Below are 1,163 nucleotides of genomic sequence, written 5' to 3'. Positions count from 1 at the left end.
CCCGACGCCCCCCTGCGCGTCACCGTGATCGAGGGGCAGTACATGCTGGGCTGCGGCGTGGCCTATTCGACCAGCGATCCGGGCCACCTCCTGAACACCCGCGTCGCCAACATGAGCGCCTTTCCGGATGATCCCGACCATTTCCGCCGCTGGCTGGCCGCGCATGGGCAGGAGGCAAAGGGGGCTTGCTTTGTAAGCCGCGCGACCTATGGCGCCTACATGACCGACCTACTGGCGCCGCTGTCGACCGACGGGCGACTGCGCTGTCTGCGCGCCACCTGCACACGGCTGGTCACCACGCAGGCCGGGATCGCCGCCCATCTTGATGATGGGCAGATTGTCCCGGCTGACCGTGCTGTGCTGGCCACCGGCCATGCCCTGCCAGAACCGGATCCGGAAGGTCTGATCCACGGCGCTTGGCAGCAGGCCGATCCTCCACCGAAAGGCGGGCGCGTCATCATCATCGGCTCGGGCCTGTCGATGGTCGACCAAGCGATAAGCCTGCTGTCGCAGGGACATCGCGGCGAAATCATAGCCCTGTCGCGCCGCGCCCAACTGCCGCGTGTCCATGCAGAAGGAACGCCATTGCAGATAAGCCGGGGCGAGGTGCCTCTGGGCGCGCCGGTCAGCTTTGTCCTGTCCTGGCTGCGCGATCTTGCCGCCCGCGCCGAGGCGCAGGGCGGCACCTGGCGCGACGCGGTGGACGGCGTCCGCCCACATCTGTCAGCCCTTTGGCGCGCGATGCCTACGGACGACAGGGTACGCTTTCTGCGCCACGCCGCCTCTTGGTGGGAGGTGCATCGTCATCGTCTGCCGCCAGAAAGTGCCGCTGTTGTGCAGCGCGCACAGGAGAGCGGCCAGATGCGTCAGCTCTCCGGGAGCTTCAGTCATGCCAGCCGCGACGGCACGATCCTGCGGGGACATTGGCGTCTTCGCGGTCAGAACACCCTTTTTGCGCTTGATGCATCGCGGATCATCGATTGCCGAGGTATCCGCCGCGATCTTGAAGCCAATGCGTCGCTATTGGTCTCTGATTTGCTGGCCACGGGCCGAGCCCGCATCGACCCGTCCCGTATCGGCCTCGACATCGCTTCGGACTGCGCGCTGATTGACGCCCAAGGCCGCCCCGAACCCCGCATTCGTGTCATCGGCCCCGCGTCACG

Annotated in this window: 1 protein-coding gene; it reads left to right on the top strand. The window is 66.7% G+C overall.

Translation table 11 applies throughout. The features are described from left to right. Positions 1 to 1,163: FAD/NAD(P)-binding protein (locus DKT70_RS17615; protein WP_111560338.1), on the top strand; the 1,163-nt coding region annotated here is incomplete at both ends.

Origin of the sequence: Paracoccus sediminilitoris, from assembly GCF_003259195.1 — a bacterium.
Taxonomy (GTDB): domain Bacteria; phylum Pseudomonadota; class Alphaproteobacteria; order Rhodobacterales; family Rhodobacteraceae; genus Paracoccus; species Paracoccus sediminilitoris.
Note: the sequence above shows the minus strand (reverse complement) of the source record. Positions and strands in the feature narration are given on the sequence as shown.